The organism is Gottfriedia sp. NPDC057991 (assembly GCF_042886615.1).
In the GTDB taxonomy this organism is placed as follows: Bacteria; Bacillota; Bacilli; order Bacillales; family Bacillaceae_G; genus Gottfriedia.
The window spans coordinates 737,272-758,227 of sequence record NZ_JBHVQN010000002.1 but is presented as its reverse complement, the minus strand read 5'-3'; the positions used below and the strand labels follow the sequence as shown (position 1 = coordinate 758,227).

The following is a 20,956-nucleotide window of genomic DNA, read 5'->3' as shown; positions in this document are numbered from 1 at the left end:
TACATGTAACAATACATACGACAACGATTCTAAAAAAGAGCTTTGTAAGATAAGAATCCGCTCCCACTTAAAACGGGCTAATTGACAAATAAAATGTCACTAAGCCCGTTTTATAAGCAAGTAAGTCGCGGATTCTTAAAACTAAATTCATGAAATTACACGATTAAATTAAACAGAGCTTCTTATAAGAAAAATCTTTTAATATCGTTCCAAGTTACGATGATCATTAATAACATTAAAAGCGCAAAACCAATAAAGTGAACGACACCTTCTTTTTGGCGATCAATTGGTCGACCCCTTAATGCTTCTATTGCAAAAAATGTTAGTCTTCCACCATCAAGAGCTGGTAATGGTAATAAATTCATAATACCAAGGTTGATACTTAAAAATGCTGCCCATTTCATTAAGTAGAAAATACCTGATTGTGCAGCTTGATCTGTTACCTGATAAATACCAACTGGACCAGAAAGATTATTGATTGAGAATTGACCAGATACTAAATGACCAACTGCTAATACAATTTCTTTTGTCCATCCAATTGTTTCCGTTATGCCATATTTAACCGAAGAAAAAACATTTTTTTCAACAGGTGCATATACACCGATTAAACCATTAACTTTATGATCGATTTCTTCTGTTTTTGGTGTGATTGGAATCGAAATAACTTTGTTATCTCTTTTCACTTTAAATAATAATTCTTTACTTGGGCTTTCTCTAACAATTTTAACTACTTCTGCCCATTTTGAAACTTCTTTATTATCAATTGATAAAACAATGTCGCCTTCTTTTAGACCAGCAGTTTGTGCTGGACCTTTTGGAAGTAATTCACCAATTTTAGCATCATTTACTGGAGTTCCTTGAAGTAATCCCAATAAGATAAAAATCACTAAAGCTAGAACAAAATTCATCATTGGGCCTGCAAAAATGGCAATCGCTCTTTTTCCTACAGATTTACTATTAAATTGTCGGTTATAAGGAGCAATCTGGTGACCTTGTCCTTCACTATAAATGAACGCTTTTTCATTTACATTGAATTTTGATACGCCTTCAGTTCCTTCTTCAGTACCAATGATTTCTAACTTATGCTCTAAATCTATTGAATCAACTTCAACAAAACGAAGATCTTGGAAACGATCAAACTGATCAACTACAATTTTAGTAACTTCTCCGATTGAGTTAAATTGTAAACCGGTATGTGATCCAGGTTTTACTTGTACCATTTCTGGATCTTCTCCAGCATAGCGAACATAACCACCAAGCGGCAATAATCTTATTGTGTATGTAGTTTCATTTCGATAAAATGAGAAAACCTTTGGTCCAAATCCAATCGCAAATTCTCTACATAATATACCAGCACGTTTTGCAAAATATAGATGTCCTAGTTCATGAAAAAATACAAGTGCGCCAAAAATTACAACAAACGCTATAACTGTATTCATGTAATTACCACCCTTACTTTATTAGTGATGAAACGAATTGTCTTGTTTGTTCATCAATGTTACGAATTTCTTCTAATGAAGGTTTACTTAATACATTGTGTTTTTCAAGAGCGTTTTCTATTAAATTCTCAATTTGTAAGAATGATATTTTATTCTGTAGAAAAGCAGCTACCGCTTCCTCATTTGCTGCATTTAATACAGTTGGTAAACTACCGCCAACTTTTCCTGCTTGATAAGCATAATCCAAACATTTAAACCTGTTAAAATCCATCTCTTGGAAATGAAGTGTCCCAAATTTAATTAAATCTAATGGCTTATGATTAGTAACTGGTTTTCTTGAAGGATAGTTTAGTGCATAGGCGATTGGTACTCTCATATCAGGTGTTCCTAATTGTGCCATAACACTTCCGTCATCGAATTCAATCATAGAGTGAATAACACTTTCTCTATGAAGTACTACATCAATTTTTTCATATGGCATATTAAATAACCAATGTGCTTCAATCACTTCTAATCCTTTATTCATCATTGTAGCAGAATCAATTGTAATCTTTGCACCCATTGACCAATTTGGATGGTTTAATGCGTCTTCAATAGTAACATCCTTTAATTGATCTCTTGTTTTATCTCTAAAACTACCACCTGAAGCTGTGATGATTAATTTATGTATTTCACTAGGGTTTTCACCATTTAAACATTGATAGATTGCTGAATGCTCACTATCTACTGGTAAAATTGAGACACCATATTTTTCTGCTTCTGCCATTACAATATGACCTGCTGTTACTAATGTCTCTTTATTCGCTAATGCGATTGTTTTACCACTTTGGATTGCTTTCATTGTTGGAACTAAACCTACACTTCCAACAACAGCGTTAACAAGTATTGTACTGTCTTCATGGACTGCAACTTCGATCAGACCTTCTTCACCATATAAAACTTTGGTTTTCGAAGGGATCCCTAAGCTCGTCAGTTTTTCAGCTTCTTCTTTACCTGTAACTGAAACTAGTTTTGGTTTAAATTCTAAAATAACCTTATATAATTCATCAATATTTCTTCCAGCTGAACACGCGACTAATTCAAAATCATTTGATTGATTTCTAATAATATCGAGTGTTTGTTTACCGATTGAACCAGTTGCTCCAAGTAAGCTGATTTTCTTCATTTTCATATGTCTCCTTAAATACAAAAACTAATACTATAACGTAAATAGTAAATAGACTATCGGCAATGTGAAAATGATACTATCAAATCTGTCTAAAATCCCACCATGACCAGGTAATAAATTTCCTGAGTCTTTAACACCGTAGTACCTTTTATATGCAGATTGTACGAGATCACCTAATTGACCAAAAATCGAAACAAGAACAGCTACTAGTACTAAATATAGTATTGAATGATTTAAAGTTAACATAATCGATAAAATTACTGCAACTACTACAGCACAAATAATTCCACCGATCGAACCTTCAATCGTTTTATTGGGACTAATATCAGGCCAAAGTTTTGTTTTACCAGTGGCTTTCCCAATAAAATATGCACCTGAATCAGTTGCCCATATTACGAATAATGGGAAGAAAAAGTATGAAATGCCAATATTTCTCATCTCGTACATATAATGAAATCCGTATCCTACATATAAACTACTTAGCACTACAAAAGAAGCATCTTCAAAAGTAAATGTATTCTTTGTAATTACCGTATATGATAAAAGTAATAGGATTAGTACAATTGAAATTTCAGTTTTACCGACTTCTATAGGAAAAAACTTATTTGATAAATCATTTGGTGTAATTGCTACCCATGTTAAGATTAATCCAAGTACAGTTTGTGCACTAAATAAATTAAACTTTTTCATTCTAATCAATTCAAAGTAACCGATTGTGCCAAGTGCAAATATAAGTAATCCAAACGGCCATTTACCAAGTATTACTAATCCTAAAAATAATGCTCCAGCTATAACTCCTGTTATAATACGCTGTTTCAAATTCGTTCACCGCTTTCTTAAATACCACCATATCTTCTTGCTCGATTTTGATATTCTTTTACCGCATCAATTAAACATTCTTCGGTAAAATCGGGCCATAATACATCTGTAAAATATAGTTCAGAATAAGCAATTTGCCAAAGCATAAAATTACTAATCCTTAATTCACCACTTGTTCTAATTAATAAATCTGGATCTTTAAAATCACTAGTCATTAAATAACGATCAAACAAGTCTTCATTAATTTCATCTTTATTTATTTTATTATCCAATACATCTGAAGAAATCTTTTTAACAGCAGAAATAATTTCGTCTCTAGAACCATAATTTAAGGCAAAATTTAATACCATACCCGTATTATTTTTTGTTTCCTCTACTGCTCTTAACACTGCTTCTGTTGTATAGCTTGGTAATTGCTCTTTATTTCCAGTTAATCTTACCTGCACATTTTCTTCGATTAATTCAGGTAAAAATGTCCCTAGAAATTCTTGTGGTAACTTCATTAAGAATTCTACTTCAGGTTTAGGCCTTTTCCAATTCTCAGTTGAAAAAGCATATAACGTTAAAGTCTTTACGCCTAATTTACTAGCAGTTCTTGCTATTTTTCGAACTACTTTCATTCCCTCATAGTGTCCCTTAACCCTTGGTAGATTCCTCTTTTGTGCCCATCTACCATTACCATCCATTATTATTGCAACATGCTCAGGAATTACTCCGTCGACCTCATTTAATTGCGAACTTGGAGGTACATTTTTCTCTTCTTTATTTCTTTTAAAAAAAGAAATTAATTTAAACATTTTTAATCCTCCGTTTAAGTATATCTAATTAAAGCATTGAGTAAAAAAACCCCCTTAAACAGAGGGTCTTTTTACTCAAAGCGCTTAGTTTATTTAATTATAATGCAATAATGAAATTATGTAATAGTATAATGTGAAAAATTCATTATTTTTCTAAGCGCTAGTAAGATATACCTTGCAATGCAGTATTAAACTTCCATTATCTCTTTTTCTTTTTCTTTTGTGATTCCATCGATTTTTTCGATATGTGAATCTGTTTGTTTTTGAATGTCTTCTACAAGACCACGTAATTCATCTTCAGTAATTTCGCCATTTTTTTCTGCTTTTTTAAGATCATCATTTGCATCACGGCGGATGTTACGTACTGCTACTTTAGCATCTTCAGCAGATTTTTTAACTACTTTTACTAAATCGCGACGACGCTCTTCTGTTAATGGTGGGAAACTAATTCTGATTACAGTTCCATCATTTGAAGGATTTAAGCCTAAGTCAGCTTTTTGAATCGCTTTATCCATATCATTAATTACTGTTTTATCGTAAGGAGTAATTAATAATAATCTTGCTTCTGGTACTGAAATATTTGCCATTTGGTTGATTGGCGTTGGAGCACCATAATATTCAACTAAAACTCTATCTAAAATAGCTGGGTTCGCACGACCAGCACGTACTGTTGCTAATTCTCTAGAGAAAGCAGAAACAGCTTTTGTCATTTTTTCTTTTGCTAAAGAAATGATTTGATTAGACATTTTTATTTCCCCTTTACTATTGTTCCAATATTTTCGCCAAGAACGGCACGTTTAATATTTCCTTCTTCCATAATTGAGAATACAATTAATGGAATATCATTGTCCATACATAAAGAAGATGCAGTTGAATCCATTACACCTAAACCTTCTTTTAATACGTCTAAATATGTAAGAGTTTCGTATTTTACAGCCGTTTTATCGATTGATGGGTCAGCTGAATATACTCCGTCTACATTATTTTTTGCCATTAAAATAACATCTGCTTCAATTTCAGCAGCACGTAATGCAGCAGTAGTATCAGTTGAGAAATAAGGATTTCCTGTACCAGCAGCAAAAATTACAACACGTTTTTTCTCTAAATGACGAATTGCTTTACGACGGATATATGGTTCTGCAACTTGACGCATCTCAATTGATGATTGTACACGAGATTGTACACCAAGTGTTTCAAGACTATCTTGAAGTGCTAATGAGTTCATTACAGTACCTAACATGCCCATGTAGTCTGCTGTAGCTCGGTCCATACCCATTTCGCTACCTGTCTTACCACGCCAAATGTTACCAGCACCTACTACTACTGCTACTTCAACATCTAGTTCTGCAATTTCTTTAACTTGTTCTGCAATTGATTTAATAACTGAAGGATTAATTCCAAATCCTTGTCCGCCAGCTAGTGCTTCACCACTAAGTTTTAATACTACGCGATTATACTTTGCTTTACTCATAATACCCTCCATTTACGTACATCTATGTATTTACGTTTCTTTAAAAAATAGGGAACACATAGTGTCCCCTATTTTCATTCAAAGTAACTAAATTAGTTACCTTTTACTTGATTCATTACTTCTTCAGCAAAGTTATCTTCACGTTTTTCTAAGCCTTCTCCAACTTCATAACGAACGAAAGATTTAACAGTTCCGTTAGCAGCTTTTACGAATTGACCTACTTTAACGTCTGGGTTTTTAACGAAAGATTGATCTAATAAGCAGATTTCTTCGAAGTATTTACCAATACGTCCTTCTACCATTTTAGCAACGATGTTTTCAGGTTTACCTTCGTTTAATGCTTGTTGAGTTAAAATTCCACGCTCATGCTCAACTTCATCTTGAGAAACAGCATCACGAGAGATATATTTAGGGTTGATTGCAGCGATGTGCATAGATACGTCTTTAGCAACATCTTCTTTAGTTGTTCCTTCTACAACTGAAAGAACACCGATACGACCGCCACTGTGTAAGTAAGCACCAAATGCGTCAGCATCTGTTTTAGAAACTAATTCAAAACGACGTAATGAGATTTTTTCTCCGATTTTAGCAATTGCATGGTTGATGTATGTTTCAACAGTTTCACCAGTTTCCATTGTTTGTGCTAAAGCTTCTTCAACAGTTGCAGGTTTGTTAGCAACGATATGTTTTGCAAGAACAGAACCTAAATCTTTGAAACCTTCGTTTTTAGCAACGAAATCAGTTTCAGAGTTTACTTCGATTAGTACTGCATCGTTTCCAGCTACTTCAACGAAAGTTAAACCTTCAGCAGCGATACGGTCACCTTTTTTAGCAGCTTTAGCGATCCCTTTTTCACGAAGGTAGTCGATTGCTTTGTCCATGTTACCTTCAGTTTCAGTTAATGCTTTTTTGCAATCCATCATACCAGCGCCAGTTTTTTCACGTAATTCTTTTACCATTTGTGCAGTAATTGCCATAACATTTCATCTCCTATATGTAAGCATATTTTATTTAATCGTTTTATAAGGTAAACAATTTTCGATTATTTTAACCTTAAAAAAAGGTGATAAAAGGCTAAAACCTCTTATCACCTTTCAATTTCTCATTAAGCAGTTGTTTCTTCGCCTTGTTTCGCTTCAAGAATCGCATCTGCCATTTTTGATGTAAGAAGTTTTACAGCTCTAATAGCATCGTCGTTTGCTGGGATAACGTGATCGATTTCATCTGGATCACAGTTAGTGTCAACAATACCGATGATAGGAATGTTTAACTTACGAGCTTCAGCAACAGCGATACGCTCTTTACGAGGATCAACAACGAATAATGCATCAGGAAGTTGCTTCATGTCTTTGATTCCGCCTAAGAATTTTTCAAGACGTTCTAATTCTTTTTTAAGTTGAATAACTTCTTTCTTAGGTAACACTTCAAAAGTGCCATCTTCTTGCATTCTTTCGATATCTTTTAAACGTTTAACACGTTTTTGGATTGTTTGGAAGTTTGTTAACGTTCCACCTAACCAACGTTGGTTAATGAAGTACATACCAGAACGGATTGCTTCATCTTTAATAGCTTCTTGAGCTTGTTTTTTAGTACCAACGAAAAGGATGTTTCCACCTTCAGCAGCGATACCTTTCATTACGTTGTAACACTCTTCAACCTTTTTAACTGTTTTTTGTAGGTCGATGATGTAGATACCGTTACGCTCAGTGAAGATGTAACGTTTCATTTTTGGGTTCCAACGGCGTGTTTGGTGACCGAAGTGAACACCAGCTTCTAATAATTGCTTCATAGAAATTACTGACATTTTATTTCCTCCTAATGGTTCTTTTTCCTCCGCTCACGTCTTCTTCTCCTATCACTCCCAAACTGGGTAGCACCAATAAGAAAATCGGCAAGCGTGTGTATTAACACCATGGACTACTATAGCATATACATCATTAATTATCAAGAGAAAACGAGAAATTATTGTCGAAGTTTCAACAATGTCTGCTTTTTCCTTTCTCTAAATAAATCCATCTTCCATTTTCATCCATAGAAAGTCTATTTTTTAGATCATCGAACTGCTATTATTCAAATTTAAGCTATGCTATACTGCCACACTAAATGATTAACAAATGAATGCAATAAATTTAGTGATTTGGAATTGAAAATTCACCTGACCCAATTACTGAATCTTTATCAGTATTGGGAATTTTTGCTAATTTATTCAACTTAATCGTATTCTTCTTCATATTTTATAAAATTGTTAAAAAAGAAATTGTCAATAAAGTAAGTAATGTGAGGCTGATTTCCACTACTCAAATATAAATAACTAATCTTAAAAATCATTAATACTAATCATTTCTCATAGAATTGCCTTTTAAAATTCTAAATTTACATTGTAGAAATTACAAGGCTCCTATCTATTATTTTTACTTAAAAGGTCCCTTAATTTAAAAATAGACTTAGCATGAATCTGAGAAACCCTAGAAGTCGATAAATTAATAATTGTTCCAATTTCAGTAAATGTTAATTCTTCATGATAGTACAAGCTTATTACTAGCTGTTCTTTCTCATTTAATTCAGTAACAATCGTCTTGGCAAGCAACCCTATTTGTTCATCTTTCAGTAGCATTTCTTCTGGTGTTAATGCTTCATGATCTTTTATTGTATGAATAAAATTAACTTGTCCATCTCCAGCATCTTTGATTTGTTCATCAACAGACAACATATTAGAGAAAAACACATCATTTATGACATTAACAACTTCCATCGTAGTATATCCAGTATACTGTGCTATTTCTTCAGGTGTAGCTTTTCGTTGAAGATCCGGTTCTAACTTTTCAATTGCAAAATCAATTTTTTTTGCCTTATCTCTAATTGATCTTGGTAACCAGTCTTCTTTACGAAGACCATCCAATATATTACCACTTATTCTAATTGAAGCATATGTTTCAAACTTTAAATCTCTTTTCGGATCAAATTTCTCTAATGCGTCATATAAGCCCATCATTGCTAAACTGTGTAAATCATCTCTGTTGACATTTGAAGGTAATCTTTGAGCCATACGATTTACTTGGAAATGAACTAGTGGCATATAAATCCGCATTAACGCATCTCCAGCATCTAGATCACGATCTTCAATCCACATTTTCCAATAACTTTGTGAAACATTTTTTTGAACTTGCAACACTTCTTTCACCTCAGCGAATTACCATATTATGTTTAATACTTGATTGACAATTTGATTTTAAATAGTGAGTTTTTGGTGAATATTAAATTTTTGGTCATCATTTTAATAAAAGGAATTAAAAATTTACACAAGTTTTTTCGTGCTATTGAAAAAGAAGTTCTCGATTAAATAACCCTACTATTAAACGGTTAAATAGTAATAAATATGAATCTATTAATTTTATTCAATATTCGTTACGGATCAATCCAATTCGCATTCAAAAGCACCACGTATTTGTATAATTTTATTTTTTTCTATCCTTTTAAAAATTATATTATTAAAATTCTTTAATTTATTCACTCATTCTTTAAAATAATGTGAAATTTTCTTTAGCACAATAAAAAATATTAATTTTTTTCATTTTTTCAAAATAATTGTACCTATATTCCAGAATTCTATTTTTAGTATAAGGATGACCTAATTTTAGTTATACTTAATAAAGAACAAATTTTAATCGTACAAAAATCTTTATTTATAGTATTAAAAAAGTAGCCTTTTTTGAATAATTGTTGTTTGTAATTAACTGTTTATGACAATAATTTATTAAAGCTAACGAGGTAGACATAAAAATAGAGTTAAGAATAAAGAAAGTAGGCTAACTCTAGAAACTTTCCCTATTTGTTTGATATTTTCCTTCTTTATCTTCGTCTAAAGGAGAGTATGGATCTGGAGTGGAAATAAACTGAGATATACTAGAAAAACAACAATATATTTGAAAACAGCCAACAGTATATAAGCAAATAACACCATTACAATTCTATTATCTAATTCCCTCTCAAAAATAATTTTTATATTTTATCACTATAATCAAGTAAATATTTTCTTATCATACCATAATTTTCAATTCGTCTATATACATCATTTATACAAAAAAAAGGAAAATAGCCTCTATTTAACTAATCTTTTTATTCTAATATAAAAATTTGTTCATTTCTAACCATTTTTAATTTAATAAAGACTAAAAAAAACCTTTTCCCAAGTTTACATTGAGAAAAGGTTTAAACTTAATTTTATCTTTTAGTTTACTTTAAGAAGTGACTTTATTAATTAGTTAGATTTTAATTTCTCTAACTCTAATAAGAATTTATCATTTAGTACTTTAATATAAGTACCTTTCATACCTAATGATCTAGACTCGATAACACCAGCACTTTCTAATTTACGAAGTGCATTTACGATAACAGATCTAGTAATACCTACACGGTCAGCAATTTTACTAGCTACTAATAAACCTTCATAGCCATTTAACTCTTCAAAAATATGTTCAATTGCTTCTAATTCGCTATAAGAAAGAGATGAAATAGCCATTTGTACAACAGCTTTACTTCTAGCTTCTTCTTCAATTTCTTCTGCTTTTTCACGTAGAATTTCCATACCTACTACTGTTGCGCCATATTCAGCTAAGATTAAATCATCATTTTCAAAATCGTGATTAATTCGAGCTAGAACAAGAGTACCTAAGCGCTCACCACCACCGATAATCGGTACAATAGTTGTTAAACCGCCAGAAAATAAATCTTTATTTTCAACTGGGAATGCAGTGTGCTCACTATTGATGTCTATATTTGATGATGTTTCATTAATATTAAATAGGTTTTGTGTGTATTCTTCAGGGAATTGGCGATCGCTGAACATTTTTTGCATGCGCTCATTTTCGATTTTTTGGTGAAGACCGTAACCTAATAATTTCCCTTTACGACTTAAAATAAATACGTTTGATTCAATAACTTCTTCTAATGTATCTGCCATTTCTTTAAAGTTAACTGGCTTCCCTGCAGATTGTTGTAATAACTTATTAATCTTTCTTGTTTTTTCTAATAATTGCATCTTTCTAAATGCCTCCTATTTAATTGTACGTTTCCATTGAACCGATTGAATTCAAAAGTGTTCATAGCTAGATCATAAAATGAATTGACTTATATCTTTATCTTTTGCAATATTTGCGAGCTTTTCATTTACATATTGTGGTGTAATCATAATTGTTCCCATTTGAATTTCAGAAGCTTCAAACGATAGGTCTTCAAGAAGTTTTTCCATAATAGTATGCAATCTTCTTGCGCCTATGTTGTCAGTTGTCTGATTAACTTCAAATGCTATTTCTGCTATTCTACGTATAGCATCGTCAGAAAATTCGATTTGTATACCTTCTGTAGACAATAAAGCTTTATATTGTTTAATAATTGAAAAATCAGGCTCAACTAATATACCAACAAAATCTTCAACAGATAATTTACCTAATTCTACACGAATTGGGAAGCGACCTTGTAATTCAGGTATTAAATCTGATGGTTTGGAAATATGAAATGCACCAGCTGCTATAAATAGAATATGATCCGTTTTAACCGATCCATATTTTGTCACAACTGTACTTCCTTCAACAATTGGTAAGATATCTCTTTGTACTCCCTCTCTCGAAACATCTTGAGTAGAGTTTTGCTTACTCGCAATCTTATCAATTTCATCAATGAAAATAATCCCTAATTGCTCAGCCCTATAAACTGCTTCTTGTGTTACTTCGTCCATATCGATTAATTTCTGAGCTTCTTCATTCGTTAAAATCTTACGAGCTTCTTTAACAGTAAGCTTTCTTTTTTTAGTTTTCTTTGGAAATAGACTACCTAATGACTCCTGGAAGTTCATTCCCATTTGTTCCATTCCAGTTCCTTGCATAAAATCTAGCATCGGAGCTTGTTGTTGCTCTACTTCAATAGACACAAGATCTTCTTCTAGTTTTCCAGATAATAGTTGAAATTCTATATTTCTTCTTTTAGATGTTAATTCTGTATCATTCTCTTCTTGCTCAGCATTCGAGTTTTGTGAATCTTGATTAAAAAGCATCTCAAGTGGGTTTTTGAATGAAGCTTGTTTTTTCGTACTTGGTGCTAGAAGTTTTACTAATCTTTGATTCGCATTTTTTTCAGCTTGATCTTTCACCTTATTCATACGCTCTTCTTTTACAATTCGAATAGAAGTTTGGACTAAATCACGAACCATTGATTCTACATCTCTACCTACGTAACCAACTTCTGTAAATTTAGTAGCTTCAACTTTAATGAATGGCGCTCCAACTAGTTTTGCCATCCTTCTAGCAATTTCAGTTTTACCAACACCTGTTGGTCCAATCATTAAAATATTTTTTGGTGAAATTTCATCACGGAATGACTCTTCAAGTAAACTTCTACGATATCGATTTCTGAGTGCAATTGCTACTGCTTTTTTCGCTTGTTGCTGTCCAACAATATATTGATCAAGTTTTTCAACAATTTGACGAGGCGTGAAAGAAGTACTCATAATACACTCTCCTATTCTAATTCTTCTAAAATTATATTTCCGTTCGTATACACACAAATATCACTTGCAGTTTTTAAACTAGCATATGCAATTTGTTTTGCTGAAAGATTTCCCCCTGCGTTTTCCTTTAATGCACGGCCTGCTGCGAGAGCGTAATTCCCTCCAGAACCGATTGCAAGAATTCCATCGTCAGGCTCAATTACTTCCCCAGTACCAGAAATTAATAATAATGAATTATGATCCATTACGATTAGCAATGCTTCAAGTTTATGTAATACTCGATCTGTTCTCCATTTTTTTGCTAATTCAACAGCAGCTCGTTGAATATTACCATTATATTCAACTAACTTGCCCTCAAAAAGTTCGAATAAAGTAAATGCATCCGCAACAGATCCTGCAAAACCAGCTAAAACTTTTCCATTAAAAAGCTTTCTAACTTTTCTTGCAGTATGCTTCATTACTACTGCATTACCAAAAGTTACTTGGCCATCGCCAGCCATGGCACTTTTACCATCGTGTCTGATTGCGAAAATCGTTGTAGCATGAAAATTGGACATGTGAATCCTCCTTAGAAACGTCGATTAATTTCTAAAATTGAGCGAATTTATGCTCTAGGATGATGTAAATTGTATACTTTTTGTAATCTTTCCTTCGTTACATGTGTATAGATTTGAGTAGATGATAAATTCTCATGTCCAAGCAATTCTTGAACACTACGAATATCAGCACCGTTATCAAGCATATGCGTAGCAAAGGTATGCCTTAACATATGTGGATAGATTTTATTAGTCAACGAAGTATCTTTGATCATTTTTTCTAATATACCGCGGACACCTCTTGTCGTTAGTTTTGTACCACGGTGATTCAAAAAAAGATCATCATTCATTTGCTTGTTAGCTACTATCAGTCTATTTCGGCCATCTTCTATATATGTATGAAGAGCTTTTTCTGCATAACTGCCAAAGGGAATATACCGCTGTTTATTCCCTTTGCCAGTTACTAAAATAGTCCCAATTTGAAAATCTATGTCTTTTAATTTCAAATTACAGCATTCGCTTACTCGGATTCCGGTAGCATATAGCAATTCTAAAAGAGCTTGATTTCTTTGTCCAAGTTCCGTATCTAGATCGCTAATCTTAAATAGTTTTTCAAGTTCTTCCTTGTATAAAAATCTTGGTATCATAGTTTCTTTTTTAGGAAGTGACGCTAATACAAAAGGATTCTCTTTTGCTTCATTTTCTCTCATAAGAAAACGATAGAAACTTCTTAAACAAGAAATATGCTTTGAGACTGTACGTCTTGATAGCTGTTTGTCATGCAAAGTTGTTAAATAGAGACGAACATCAGAATAAGTAACTGAAGAAAATGAAATAATGGATTGTTGCTCCATAAAAACTAGAAATTGTTCAACAATTTTTTTATAACTATTTAATGTGTATTGTGAAGAGTTTTTCTCTAATTGTAAATACTGAATGAATAATTGACACAATATTTTAATATTCAAGGTAATTTCTCCTCACAAGCCACTACATACTAACATATTAAGTAGCTATTTGCAATTTATTTTCTTAACATTCTACAAAATTCATAATTGATTCTAATGCACGGTTTGCATATGCTTCATATCGTTCTTGTTTTCTTTTAATTTTCACATCAAGCTTAGGGAACAGACCGAAATTAGCGTTCATAGGTTGGAAGTGTTTTGCACTTGTTGTCGTTATATAATTAGCCATACTTCCAATTGCAGTTTCCGCAGGGAATTCAACTAACTCTTTCTCCATTACGAATCTAGCTGCATTTATTCCTGCTACTAAACCAGATGCTGCAGATTCTACATAACCTTCCACTCCAGTCATTTGACCTGCAAAGAATAAATCTTGACGCCCTTTAAAACGATATGTTGCCTCTAATAGTTTCGGTGAATTAATAAACGTATTTCGATGCATTACACCATAGCGTACAATTTCAGCATTCTCAAGCCCTGGTATTAATTGCAATACTTCTTTTTGAGGGCCCCATTTTAAATGCGTTTGGAATCCTACTATATTATATAAAGTTCCAGCACTGTCATCCTGACGTAGTTGTACAACTGCATGCGGCGTCTTACCAGTCTTTGGATCCTCTAAGCCTACTGGTTTCATTGGTCCAAATAATAACGTTTGTTTACCACGTTTAGCCATTACTTCAACTGGCATACATCCTTCAAAGAAAATCTCTTTTTCAAATTCTTTTAAAGGAACTGTTTCTGACGTAGTTAATGCTTCATAAAAACGATCAAATTCCTCTTCCGTCATTGGGCAATTTAAGTAAGCTGCTTCACCTTTATCATATCTTGATTTTAAATATACTTTATTTAAATCAATACTTTCTTTTTCTACTATAGGAGCCGCTGCATCATAAAAATAGAAATAATCTTCACCCGTTAATTCTTTTAATTGCTGAGATAACTCAGGTGATGTTAAAGGACCTGTTGCGATTACAGTTGGTCCTTCAGGAATTTTAGTCATTTCTTCGTTATGCACAGTTACATTTGGATGATTTTTTACATACTCAGTTACACGGCTAGCAAACTCATGTCGGTCTACAGCTAATGCACCACCTGCTGGTACAGCGCACTCATCAGCAGATCGGATAATAACTGAATCTAATCTTCTCATTTCCTCTTTTAATACACCTACAGCGTTCGTTAATGTATTCGCTCTTAGTGAATTACTACAAACTAATTCAGCAAACTTGTCAGTATGATGAGCAGGTGTTTGTCTAACTGGTCTCATCTCGTATAAATGTACTTTAATTCCTCTTTTTGCGATTTGATAAGCAGCCTCGCTTCCTGCTAAACCTGCTCCAATTACATTAATAAATTGTTCTTTCATTGTTAACTCCTTCTACGCTGATTCAATCTAAATTACGTAATAATATTTTATAATTTTTTTCTTAAAGATTTCTTAATTAAAAGTTGATATGAAAAGTAAAAGTGAGCAAATTAATTGCTCACACTTTTATTTAGACAAAGTCTCAGTAAATATGAATTTCAGTCTGATTGAGAACGATTGACTTTCGATTCGCGAATCCTGATGAGGAACTAAAGTTAACCTAAACGGTAATAAACTCCTCAGCAGGCAGGCGAATCAACGAGGAAAGCAAGCGTTTTTGCTGGTCGTCTAAGTGTGAGAAAATTAATTGCTCACACTTGTTGATCTTCTTTGTAGTCACATGATACACATTGAACTTGGATACCTTTTTTCATTTTCTTTTCAACTAATAAGTTTTCACATTTCGGACATGGTCTCGCAATTGGCTTATCCCATGATAAGAATTCACATTCAGGATAATTCGTGCATCCATAGAATATTCGATTCTTTTTCGATTTACGTTCGATTATATTCCCATCTTTACATGTAGGACATTTGACACCAATATCTTTAACGATTGCTTTTGTATTTCTGCAATCTGGAAAGTTTGAGCAAGCCATGAACTTACCGTATCTGCCCATTTTAAATACCATCGGGCTTCCACATAAATCACAGTCTTCACCAGCAGGTTCATCTCTAATTTCAACTTTTTGCATTTCTTTCTCAGCTATTTCTAAGTGCTTCTCAAAACCTCTATAAAATTGATCGATGATTTGAATCCAGTTCACATTGCCGTCTTCAATTTTATCAAGGTCACCTTCCATTTGAACCGTAAACTCAATATTAATTACTTCTGGGAAAAACTCTACGACTAAATCAAATACTATTTGACCTAGCTCAGTAGGGACAAATCTTTTATTATCTAATGAAACATAACCACGTTTTTGTATCGTTTCTAAAGTTGGTACATAAGTTGATGGACGACCAATACCTAACTCTTCAAGAGTTTTTACTAATCTAGCTTCCGTGTAACGTGGAGGTGGTTGAGTAAAATGTTGTTCAGGTAATAGATCTTCTAATTTAACTTTCTCACCTTCAGCTAACGGTGGAAGGATACGGTCTTTTTCTTCTGTGCCATCATCATTACTTTCGATATACACCTTCATGAAGCCAGGGAATTTAACTACTGACCCATTAGCTCTAAATATTACATCATTATTAATTAAGTCAACTTTAACCGTATCTAGTACTGCTGATGCCATCTGACTAGCAACAAATCGTTCCCAAATTAATTTATAAAGACGATATTGATCGCGGCTAACATGTGCTTTGATTGTATCAGGTGAACGTAAAGTTGACGTTGGTCTAATTGCTTCGTGTGCATCTTGAACTTTATCTGATTTTTTTTCATTTTTTTTATTTGTAGCAACAAAATCTGCACCATAAGTATCAATTATATAAGATTTTGCTTCCTCAGTCGCAACATCGGATATTCTAGTCGAATCAGTTCTCATATATGTGATTAATCCGACCTGTCCTCCACTACCTAGGGAAATTCCTTCATATAATTGCTGTGCAATCATCATCGTTTTCTTTGCACGCATATTTAATTTTCTTGCTGCTTCCTGCTGTAGTAAGGAAGTAGTAAAAGCAGTGGCTGGATTACGTTTACGTTCTTTTCTAGTGACACTTTGAACTTCAAAGTGATCACCTTTAATTTGCGATAAAACATTTTTTACATCAGTTTCAGAATTTAATTCCAATTTTTTACCATTAACTCCGTAAAAAGAAGTATCAAATGTTTCTTTCTTTGTTAAAGCCTTACTTTTAATTGTCCAATATTCTTCAGGTATGAAGATTTCAATCTCTTTTTCTCGTTCGATGATTAGTCTAAGAGCGACAGATTGTACTCGACCAGCACTTAAGCCCTTTTTCACTTTCTTCCATAGTAATGGGCTTATGTTATACCCTACTAAACGATCTAGTACACGTCTTGCTTGCTGAGCGTCTACTAAATTCATATTAATTGGTCTAGGTTTTTTAAAAGACTCTTTAATAGCATCTTTTGTAATTTCATTAAACACTACACGACAATCTGATGATGTATCGATATTGAGTGTATTCGCAATATGCCACGCTATTGCTTCACCTTCGCGATCTGGATCGGCTGCTAGATAGATTTTTTTTGCTTTTTTCGCAGCAGATCTTAAATCCTTTAAAACTGGACCTTTTCCACGGATAGTTATGTATTTTGGGTTGTAATCGTTTTCTATTTCAATCCCCATCTGGCTTTTAGGTAGATCTCGAACATGTCCCATTGATGCGATTACTTTGAATTTTTTACCTAAGTATTTTTCGATTGTTTTAGCCTTTGAAGGGGACTCCACTATAACTAAATTTTCTGCCATCTTTTAAGCCTCCCGAGAGTTTCCTATTCATTACTCTCTGTATTCCTTATTTCTTACTTTTATTCTTATGTATTCTCAAAATCGATTCATAATAAGAAGAGTTCAATTTATATTTTTGATTTTCCTTCATACAATTTCAAATTGTATAGTTTATTCTATACATTAGTCAAATTTTATTTAGATATAAAATAACACAAGTCGCATTAGTATTGTCAATATTTTGTAATATAAACATATTTTTTTATTTTTTAGTATATTCCTAAAATTCCTCCAAAATATCATTTGTACATGTAATTAATTTCGCTCCATCCTGAATTAGTCGATGATTTCCTTTATATTCTTCCATTATAATCGGACCTGGCACTGCAAATACCTCTCTATTGTATTGAATTGCAAAATTTGCAGTAATCATCGTCCCGCTCTTCTCTTTAGCCTCTAAAACGATTAAACCTTTTGATAACCCAGCAATAATTCTATTTCTTCTAGGAAAGTATCTTTTTTCTGGTCTAATATAGTATGGATATTCGCTAATTACTAGATGATTTAACGATATTTCATTAAATAAGATACGGTTTTCTTTCGGATAAATATAGTCTAACCCACATCCGACAACTGCAATCGTTGTTCCGTTGTGGAAAATAGCTGAATTATGTGCAATTGAATCGCATCCAGATGCCATTCCACTTACAATAACACAATTTTCTTTTATTAGACCTAAAATTATCGAATCACATATAATTTTCGCAAATAACGTTGGTTTTCTAGCTCCAATTATACTCAACATAAATTGTTCATTAAGGATATTTTGATTACCTTTTAAATATAAAACAAACGGAGGGTCACATATTTCTCTCAACAAATCCGGATATAAATCATCATAAATTGTAATAATTTTAATATTTTTTTTATAGCTTTCTTTTAAAATATCAAAAATGGAAGTTGAATGAAGTTGATCATATAATTTTTCGGCGGCTTTAGAAGTCATTTGAAATGTAGTTTTAAATGTAGAAGGTGAGTATTGATAGAGGTTTTCTAAATGTGGATCATAAAGAAGAATCTTCTTGATTGCTTGATAGTTTTCAAATAAAAAATGATGCAAATGAATAAGTCTAATTTTCTTTTTCATACATTCTCCTTTCTTATAAGAAAGTAGCCTCCTAACGGAGGCTACTTATTTTATCATTCTTATACTAAAGCTTCATGTGTCTTACATTGTTCATATAAGCCACGCTCTTTTAATGCACCAATTAAAGTTTCGCCCATTACTGCAGGAGTAAGTGCAACTTTAATGCCACAGCTTTCCATTGTAGCCATTTTCTCTTTAGCAGTACCTTTACCGCCTGCGATGATTGCACCAGCATGTCCCATACGTTTACCTTCTGGAGCTGTTTGACCGCCAATGAATCCTACTACTGGTTTCGCCATATTAGCTTGTACCCACTCAGCAGCTTCTTCTTCTGCAGTTCCACCGATTTCACCAATCATAATAACTGCATAAGTTTCTGGATCTTCATTGAATGCTTTTAATACATCGATGAAGTTTGTTCCATTTACAGGGTCTCCACCAATACCTACAGCTGTAGATTGACCAATACCAGCTTGAGTTAATTGATGTACAGCTTCATAAGTTAATGTACCAGAACGTGATACAATTCCTACATGACCTTTTTTATGAATGTAACCAGGCATGATACCAATTTTACACTCATCTGGAGTGATAACACCAGGACAGTTAGGACCAACTAATCTAGTCTTTTTGCCTTCCATGTACTTTTTAACTTTTACCATATCAAGTACTGGAATACCTTCTGTAATACAAATAGCGATATCTAATTCTGCATCAACTGCTTCCATGATTGCATCAGCAGCAAATGCTGGTGGTACGTAGATTACAGATGCATTAGCACCAGTAGCTTCAACTGCATCTTTAACTGTATTGAATACAGGTACGCCAGCAATGTCAGTTCCACCTTTACCAGGAGTTACACCACCAACGATTTTAGTACCATACTCTAACATTTGAGTTGTATGGAATAAGCCTTGTGAACCAGTAATACCTTGTACAATGACTTTTGTATCTTTATTAATGAATACGCTCATTTTTATCCTCCCTTTCTTAGCCTACAAGTGCAACGATTTTTTCAGCGCCATCCGCCATTGAATCTGCTGCAACAATGTTTAAGCCTGACTCATTAAGAATCTTCTTACCTAATTCAACATTCGTTCCTTCTAAACGAACAACTAATGGTAAGTGTAAACCAACTTGTTTAGTTGCTTCGATTACACCTTCAGCAATAACATCACACTTCATGATGCCACCGAAGATATTAACGAAAATACCTTTAACATTTTGGTCAGAAAGGATGATTTTAAACGCTTCTGTAACTTTCTCAGCTGTAGCACCGCCCCCAACATCAAGGAAGTTAGCCGGATCTCCACCGTAGTGTTTAATGATATCCATTGTAGCCATTGCTAGACCAGCACCATTAACCATACATCCGATATTTCCGTATAAAGAAATATAGTTTAAGTCATACTTAGAAGCTTCGATTTCTTTTGGATCTTCTTCTTCTAAGTCACGGTAAGCTAAAATGTCTGCATGACGATATAAAGCATTTGAGTCAAAGTTTAACTTTGCATCTAATGCCATTACTTCTCCATCACCTGTAACTACTAATGGGTTAATTTCAGCAATTGAGCAATCTTTTTCGATAAACGCAGCATATAAGCCCATCATGAACTTAACAGCTTTGTTTACTAAGTTGCTTGGAATGTTGATATTGAACGCAATACGACGAGCTTGGAAGCCTTGTAGACCTACTGCTGGATCAATATACTCTTTAAAGATTTTTTCAGGTGTTTTTTCTGCTACTTCTTCAATTTCAGTTCCACCTTCTTCAGAAGCCATTAATACAACTTGTGAAGTAGCGCGGTCTAAAACTAAACCAACATAATATTCTTTTTTAATATCGCAGCCTTCTTCGATAAGTAAGCGCTTAACTTCCTTACCTTCTGGTCCAGTTTGATGAGTAACTAATACTTTACCTAGAATTTCACTAGCATATGTATTTACTTCATCTAAATTTTTCGCTACTTTTACGCCACCCGCTTTACCGCGGCCACCAGCGTGAATTTGAGCTTTTACTACGCATACAGCTGTACCTAATTCTTTCGCTGCTTCTACTGCTTCTTCAACTGTGAATGCAACTTTACCGTTTGGTACTTTTACGCCATAGCTTCGTAGGATTTCTTTCCCTTGATACTCATGGATATTCATGATCCATCCTCCCCTTTTAGAACAAGACAAATTAAAACACATTCCTATTGTATCTCTTACAGAATATACTGTAAATACTTTAGTAGAAAAGAATTAAATATTCTATGTTTTTCTATAGAAAACCCTTTCATATACAATAGTCAATGTAGTTTATCATATTACAATATTATTTTTCCAATAATTTATCTTTATTCTATAAAAAATAGATTAACGACAGTCGGAT

Annotated in this window: 18 protein-coding genes; all 18 read right to left on the bottom strand. The window is 33.2% G+C overall.

Features of this window, described 5'->3' with window-relative positions; all coding sequences use genetic code 11:
- Nucleotides 1-182 precede the first annotated feature (182 nt).
- The gene (rseP, locus tag ACFVR2_RS11120) at nucleotides 183-1,439 is read right to left on the bottom strand and encodes an RIP metalloprotease RseP (RefSeq protein ID WP_387361598.1); all 1,257 of its coding nucleotides are present in this window, start codon (nucleotides 1,437-1,439) and stop codon (nucleotides 183-185) included.
- Nucleotides 1,440-1,452: 13 nt separating this feature from the next.
- On the bottom strand, nucleotides 1,453-2,604 hold the full coding sequence (gene dxr, locus ACFVR2_RS11115) for a 1-deoxy-D-xylulose-5-phosphate reductoisomerase (RefSeq protein WP_387361596.1): 1,152 nt from the start codon (nucleotides 2,602-2,604) through the stop codon (nucleotides 1,453-1,455).
- Nucleotides 2,605-2,637: 33 nt separating this feature from the next.
- Entirely contained in the window at nucleotides 2,638-3,426 is a 789-nt protein-coding gene (locus ACFVR2_RS11110) for a phosphatidate cytidylyltransferase (RefSeq protein ID WP_387361594.1), read from the bottom strand.
- Between the two features lie 17 nt (nucleotides 3,427-3,443).
- Complete coding sequence (locus ACFVR2_RS11105; RefSeq protein WP_387361592.1) at nucleotides 3,444-4,223, bottom strand: undecaprenyl pyrophosphate synthase; 780 nt, start codon at nucleotides 4,221-4,223, stop codon at nucleotides 3,444-3,446.
- Between the two features lie 188 nt (nucleotides 4,224-4,411).
- Complete coding sequence (gene frr, locus ACFVR2_RS11100) at nucleotides 4,412-4,969, bottom strand: ribosome recycling factor (RefSeq protein WP_098426978.1); 558 nt, start codon at nucleotides 4,967-4,969, stop codon at nucleotides 4,412-4,414.
- Nucleotides 4,970-4,971: 2 nt separating this feature from the next.
- On the bottom strand, nucleotides 4,972-5,694 hold the full coding sequence (gene pyrH, locus ACFVR2_RS11095) for a UMP kinase (RefSeq protein WP_069034511.1): 723 nt from the start codon (nucleotides 5,692-5,694) through the stop codon (nucleotides 4,972-4,974).
- Nucleotides 5,695-5,786: 92 nt separating this feature from the next.
- Complete coding sequence (gene tsf / locus ACFVR2_RS11090) at nucleotides 5,787-6,671, bottom strand: translation elongation factor Ts (protein ID WP_387361589.1); 885 nt, start codon at nucleotides 6,669-6,671, stop codon at nucleotides 5,787-5,789.
- Nucleotides 6,672-6,799: 128 nt separating this feature from the next.
- Nucleotides 6,800-7,498 (bottom strand): 30S ribosomal protein S2, encoded by a 699-nt coding sequence (gene rpsB / locus ACFVR2_RS11085; protein WP_056470859.1) that lies wholly within the window; start codon nucleotides 7,496-7,498, stop codon nucleotides 6,800-6,802.
- A 594-nt stretch (nucleotides 7,499-8,092) separates the two neighbouring features.
- Nucleotides 8,093-8,863, bottom strand: coding sequence for a FliA/WhiG family RNA polymerase sigma factor (locus tag ACFVR2_RS11080; RefSeq protein ID WP_387361586.1), 771 nt, complete (start codon nucleotides 8,861-8,863; stop codon nucleotides 8,093-8,095).
- A gap of 1,089 nt (nucleotides 8,864-9,952) precedes the next feature.
- Nucleotides 9,953-10,732, bottom strand: a complete 780-nt coding sequence (codY, locus tag ACFVR2_RS11075; protein WP_056470865.1) for a GTP-sensing pleiotropic transcriptional regulator CodY — start codon at nucleotides 10,730-10,732, stop codon at nucleotides 9,953-9,955.
- Between the two features lie 72 nt (nucleotides 10,733-10,804).
- A complete protein-coding gene (gene hslU / locus ACFVR2_RS11070) occupies nucleotides 10,805-12,196 on the bottom strand; it encodes an ATP-dependent protease ATPase subunit HslU (RefSeq protein WP_387361584.1) in 1,392 nt (463 codons plus the stop codon).
- An 11-nt stretch (nucleotides 12,197-12,207) separates the two neighbouring features.
- Nucleotides 12,208-12,753 (bottom strand): ATP-dependent protease subunit HslV, encoded by a 546-nt coding sequence (gene hslV, locus ACFVR2_RS11065; RefSeq protein WP_387361582.1) that lies wholly within the window; start codon nucleotides 12,751-12,753, stop codon nucleotides 12,208-12,210.
- A gap of 47 nt (nucleotides 12,754-12,800) precedes the next feature.
- Nucleotides 12,801-13,700, bottom strand: a complete 900-nt coding sequence (gene xerC / locus ACFVR2_RS11060; RefSeq protein ID WP_387361580.1) for a tyrosine recombinase XerC — start codon at nucleotides 13,698-13,700, stop codon at nucleotides 12,801-12,803.
- Between the two features lie 64 nt (nucleotides 13,701-13,764).
- Nucleotides 13,765-15,069, bottom strand: coding sequence for an FADH(2)-oxidizing methylenetetrahydrofolate--tRNA-(uracil(54)-C(5))-methyltransferase TrmFO (gene trmFO, locus ACFVR2_RS11055; RefSeq protein ID WP_387361578.1), 1,305 nt, complete (start codon nucleotides 15,067-15,069; stop codon nucleotides 13,765-13,767).
- A gap of 311 nt (nucleotides 15,070-15,380) precedes the next feature.
- Nucleotides 15,381-17,456 carry a type I DNA topoisomerase gene (topA, locus tag ACFVR2_RS11050; protein ID WP_387361576.1) on the bottom strand — a complete coding sequence of 692 codons (2,076 nt, stop codon included), beginning with the start codon at nucleotides 17,454-17,456 and terminating at the stop codon, nucleotides 15,381-15,383.
- Between the two features lie 259 nt (nucleotides 17,457-17,715).
- Entirely contained in the window at nucleotides 17,716-18,582 is an 867-nt protein-coding gene (gene dprA, locus ACFVR2_RS11045; protein ID WP_387361574.1) for a DNA-processing protein DprA, read from the bottom strand.
- A 59-nt stretch (nucleotides 18,583-18,641) separates the two neighbouring features.
- On the bottom strand, nucleotides 18,642-19,556 hold the full coding sequence (gene sucD / locus ACFVR2_RS11040; protein WP_056470883.1) for a succinate--CoA ligase subunit alpha: 915 nt from the start codon (nucleotides 19,554-19,556) through the stop codon (nucleotides 18,642-18,644).
- Nucleotides 19,557-19,572: 16 nt separating this feature from the next.
- Nucleotides 19,573-20,733: an ADP-forming succinate--CoA ligase subunit beta gene (gene sucC, locus ACFVR2_RS11035; protein ID WP_098234358.1), complete on the bottom strand. Its 1,161-nt coding sequence runs from the start codon at nucleotides 20,731-20,733 to the stop codon at nucleotides 19,573-19,575.
- Between the last annotated feature and the right edge of the window lie 223 nt (nucleotides 20,734-20,956).